Origin of the sequence: Campylobacter sp. 2457A (assembly GCF_020135895.1) — a bacterium.
GTDB lineage: Bacteria > Campylobacterota > Campylobacteria > Campylobacterales > Campylobacteraceae > Campylobacter_D > Campylobacter_D taeniopygiae.
This window is the reverse complement of sequence record NZ_JACHTO010000041.1, coordinates 1-5,542: the sequence shown is the minus strand read 5'-3', so window position 1 is coordinate 5,542 and position 5,542 is coordinate 1. Positions and strand designations below refer to the sequence as shown.

Here is a 5,542-nt window from a genome sequence, read left to right as displayed (position 1 = left end):
GATTTAGCTAACGTGAAAGTAGATTTAAATAATACAAAATTAGATTTAGCTAACGTGAAAGTAGATTTAAATAATACAAAATTAGATTTAGCTAACGTGAAAGTAGATTTAAATAATACAAAATTAGATTTAGCTAATGTGAAAAAGAAATATTATGATATTTTAGATTTTCATTTAAGAAAAATAACCTCGCAGGCTTTTTTAGAAATTATTGAAATTCATGTTTCAGAATCATGCAATTTAAATTGTTTTGGATGTAATCATTTTTCTCAAATTGCCGAAAATAATTTTCCAGATATTGGAAAATTTCAGCAAGATATGAGGAAATTATCAAATATAACAAAAGGTTTAGTAGGAACTTTTAGACTGATGGGTGGAGAACCTTTATTAAATCCACAATGTCAAGAATTTATAAATATTACAAGAAAATATTTTCCAGATAGTTCTATTTGGCTTGTTACAAATGGAATTTTGCTTGATAGGCAAACAGATGATTTTTGGAGGTGTTGTCAAGAAAATCATGTGGAAATCAGACCTACAAAATATCCTTTAAAGATTAATTGGAAATTTATAGAAAAATTATGCCATCAATACAATATTCCTCTTATTTTTTTTAATAATGGAGAACCTGAAAAAATTTCTTGGAAATTTACACTCGATCCTTTGGGAAAATGCGACAATTATCATAGTTTTACAAATTGTAGTATGGCTAATCATTGTGTACAACTTAAAGATGGAAAATTATTTACTTGTCCCATTTCAGCTCATATAGAGCACTTCAATAAAAAATTTTCTAATGAAAAAACAAAAGTTGAGTTAAAGCTTTCAGAATTTGATTATATAGATATTTATAAAGCTAGTAATTATCAAGAGATTTTATCTTTTTTAGCTAAACCTATACCTTTTTGTCGCTACTGTGATGTTAGAAAATGGAAGGAAGTGGGTTTATGGAGAAAAAGTTCTCAAAAAATAGATGAATATATTGATTTAAGTGGAGATTAATAGTGCAAAAAATTCTTTTAATTACACCTGAGCTAGAATATACTGGAGCTTTAAATAGCTTTAAGCGTATATGTCAAGTTCTTTTAAATAATGGTTATTTTGTAGATATTTGGAGTTATAACGAAGGTCCTTACATTAGAGAATTTGATAAATTAGGTGTTCATGTTGAAATTATAGATGAAGATTTAATTGATATTGATTGGATTCATCGGAGAATTTTCAAATATTCATTGGTTATAGCAAATACAGTAGTTGTTTATAAAGCAGTTGAATTAATTGAAAAATATGTTCCATTAGTATGGTATATTAGAGAAGCGGAAAATCTTCCAGATTTTTTTTGGAAAAAAGGAAGATTAGAGGCTTTAAAAAAAGCAAAAAAACTTTATGTTGTTAGTGAGTATGCTAGAGATTTTATTGTAAAAAACTATAATGAAAATGTTGAAGTATTGCATAATTGTGTAGATGATGTATATAAATCAGTTAAGATTATCCATGATGATATAACTTTAAAATTAAAAGAAAAAAATTCAAAATTAAAATTTTTAACTTTAGGCACAATTGAAAAAAGGAAAGGCTATGATATTTTACTTCAAGCTTTTACTTCTTTGCCTGATAATATTAGAAAAGAATGTGAATTGCATTTTGCTGGAAGATTTTGGGAAGGTGCATCGGATTTCTATCCTCAAATTTTAAATCAAGCACGACAGCATTCTAATATTTTTTATCACGGAGAGTTAAGAGATAGGGAGAATATCCATCAATTAATTAAATATTGTGATGTTGTGGTTGTGCCATCTAGAGATGAATCATGTTCTTTGGTTGCTTTGGAAGGTGCCATGATGGCTAAAGCATTGATCTTAACGCAAAATATTGGTGCAAAATATATTTTAAATTCCGAAAACGGTTGGTTGGTAGAAACTGCAAATATGCAATCTTTAAAAAATGCTTTTATTCAAGCCTATGCTTTCAAAAATAACTTAAAAACAATGGGAGAAAAAGCGCGAGAAGCTTATTTGAAAACATCCACCTATGAGATATATGAAAAAAATATTTTAAAAATGGTTAGGGAAAATATTTGTCATAATCAGTATTTATATCAAATTCAACAGAAAAATTTTTCTTTATTTTCTTTTGATGTATTTGATACTCTAATATCAAGAAAAGTTGCCCAACCTCAAAGTATATTTTCGATAGTCAAAGAAAAATTAAGATTGGAAAATTTAGAATTACCGCTTGTTTTGATTGAAAATTTTGATCTTATAAGAATTCAAATTGAACAATATTTTTATATTAATATATGTGGTAAAAAAAATCAAGATGTTACCTTTGATGAAATTTATAAAACCATTCAAAATAATTTTAATCTAACGGAAGATCAAAAAAGAAAATTAATGGATTTAGAAATTCAAACTGAAGAAGAATATCTTTATCCAATAGTTAAGAACATAAAATTAGTAGAAAATTTAATCAAGTCCAATAAGCGAGTTATTTTAATTTCAGATATGTATTTCAATTCGGAAATTATTAGAAATTTTCTTATTCATTTTTCTGATATTTTTAAAGGAATTCCAATTTATGTTTCGTCTGAATATAAAAGGAAAAAACATAATGGTAAGCTATTTAAGACAGTATTTAGTCTAGAAAAGATCAAGCCAGAAAATTGGATCCATTATGGTGATAATTATGAACATGATATTTTACAAGCTAGAAAACTTGGAATAGAAGTTAATTTTTATGAAAATATCTTGTTACCTTATGAGCAATATACTTTAGCACATAATTCTAATTTGGCTTTGCAAAAAATAATTGCACTTTCTAGAAAAATTAGAAATGAACATATTTTAGATAATTTACAAGAAATAGGTGTTTCCTTAGGTGGACCTTTATTGGCGCCTTATGTTTATTGGGTATTAGAAATAGCTAAAAAAAATAAAATAAAAAATTTATATTTTATAGCTAGAGACGGTTTTGTTTTGCAACAAATAGCAGATATTTTTATAGCTGAAGAATCATTAGATATTGAGACAAAATATTTAGAAGGTTCTAGAGAAGCTTGGAGGGAGCCTTTTAAAGAAAAAAATGATAAAAAAATAAATTTGATTAAAGAATATCTCAAACAAGAGTTAAATTTGAGTGAAAAATTTGCTTTTGTTGAATTTTGTGGAACTGGTGAAACCTTAGATTATATTACAAAGGAAACTGAAAATTTAGATCATAATAAATGCTTTTTTGGAAGCTTTTATTTATACAGGACATCACTTTTTAAAACTTATAGTCCATCTTTATTTTTATATCCTATAAATGGAAATAATATTTATTATTTAGAGTTATTTGTAAGATCTCTCGAAGGGCAAACTCTAAGTTATGAAAAAATTGAGAATAAAATCATACCTATTAAAGATAAAGTAGAAGGTAGAGCTTTAAAAGAATTTGGGTATGAAAAATATATAAATGGGGTTTTGCGATTTGTCCAAAATTTAGTAAAATTAGAAAATTACAACCACTTACTTTGTGATTTAAACATTATTTCAATTTATTTTAAATTTTTAATTAGCGAAGATGTGGATAAGAAAATGGTAGATATTTTAGGAAGTGTCCCATTTATTTTAGATGGAAAAAGTGAAAAAGTTCAATTTTTTTCTCCTAGGATTATGGATAATGAGAAAATAGAAAAAAATCTTTCATTATGGACTATTTTAAGAAGTGATTCGCAAATAAGAAAAATATATCATATCGATAGTAAAAATGTCAAATTTTTTGGTGCTGTTGCTATTATAAAATCACATCTTTCGTATAAGCTAGGGAATGCAATTTTACTTAATATTAAAAATCCTATAAAAATTTTAAAATTAATTTTTTTAATCCCTAGTATTATTATAGCTTATAAAGAAGAAAAAAAGATCATAAAAAATAATGACACAAAGATGGATTTGAGAATTTATAAGGATTATGAAGAGGCTATCGTGGTTAAAAATTTTTTTTCCTATCAGCTTGGAGAAATCATTTTAAAAATATTTAAAACTTATAATTTTATAGGAATTTTTATTTTACCTTTTAAAATTAGAAGTCTTTATAAAAATAGAATTAGAAATAAAAAAAAGGCAAAAAATGGATAAACCTTTAATTGTTGCAGGAAGAGATGATGGATTTGGAGAAAGAATGAGAGCATTTTTAAATGCTCTTTATATTTCAAAAAGATTAAATTGTGAATTTGGTTTTGTTTGGAGAGACATTTCTGGGATACAAGATCTTGAAGAAGGTAAAGTATTGGTACCTTGGGCAAATTTACCAAAAAAAGAGTTTTTATTTGATAAAGAATTTATTGAAAAACACGAAAAGAAAGAGCTTAATTTTGCTTACGAAATGCCTTTATTTTGGAGTTTGTACCACAAGTCCAATCTAACAAGACTTCTTGAAAAACCTTATGAGAAGGATTGGGGATGGTATTCAACATATGATGATTTATCTCGTTGTTTTCAAGATATCAATAAAGATGAATATCGAAAAGGTTTAATGCAATGTTGGCAAGATATAGGATTTTCAAAAGAAGTTAAAGATATTTTAAAACAAGTAGAAGAAGTATCTCAAAATTTAGGAGAGTTTATAGCTATACATATAAGAAGCGGAGAAACTATTTATATTCAAGAGTTAAGAAATACTCAATATGTATGGAGATATAAAGTATTGCACTATCCCTTGGCAATTTATTTGATTTTAAAATATTTAAGCGAAGCAAAAAAAGTTATTTTATTTTGTGATGATCTTGGGCTTGTTTCTAGTCTTAAAAAATACTCCCTAGAAATATCTGGGAAAAATAATGTTTTTGTTATTTCAGATCTGATCAGCGGTATGAAAGGATATGAGCAAATTATTTTTGAAATAGTTTTAATGTCAAAAGCTCAAAAAATATATTCTTCATGGACTTCTGGATTTTCTAGATGTGCTAGTTATATAGGTGGAAATTCGGTCATTAGTGTCCATGAGTTTTTTTCTACCAAAGAGCAATATGATCTCATGAATGAATATGTAGAAAAAATTAAAAATATACATCCTTTGCAAAAATCTTGTAGTTATTTTTATTTGTATTTGCTTGCTAAGGATTTAAAAATTTCTTTTGAAACACAAAAATTTTTTTTATTACAAGCTTTGCAAAACGATCCTTGTAATGTTAATTCTCAAATATTTTATATTAATTTACTTTTAGAAAATGAAAAATATGAAGAAGCTAATGAAGTATTAAAAAGTCACTGGAATGAAAATAATTTTTTAAATGTTTTGCTTGATTATCATATGGATCCTGCATTGCCTGTGTTTATTTTTACAAACTATTTCAAACAAGGTATTCAAAATTATCCTTTTATTTCTAAAATAGCTTTTATGGTTTTTTATCATTTTTATAAGCAGGATTCTGCTATAAATCAACATTATCCATATTTAAGGGTAACAATTTTAAATTTATTTTATGAAGTTTTTTATAAACAAGTAGATGGTGCAGAAAAGAAAATAATAGGAGCAGCTACTATAGTTTCAAATCATCTAG

General features: G+C 25.8%; 3 protein-coding genes. All 3 read left to right on the top strand.

Features of this window, described 5'->3' with window-relative positions:
• Positions 1-1,002: 4Fe-4S cluster-binding domain-containing protein (locus H2280_RS07980; protein WP_337216200.1), on the top strand; the 1,002-nt coding region annotated here is incomplete at its 5' end.
• Positions 1,003-1,004: 2 nt separating this feature from the next.
• A complete protein-coding gene (locus H2280_RS07975) occupies positions 1,005-4,118 on the top strand; it encodes an HAD-IA family hydrolase (RefSeq protein WP_337216199.1) in 3,114 nt (1,037 codons plus the stop codon).
• Positions 4,111-5,542: capsule biosynthesis protein CapA (locus H2280_RS07970; protein WP_337216198.1), on the top strand; the 1,432-nt coding region annotated here is incomplete at its 3' end. The genes H2280_RS07975 and H2280_RS07970, both read left to right, overlap by 8 nt.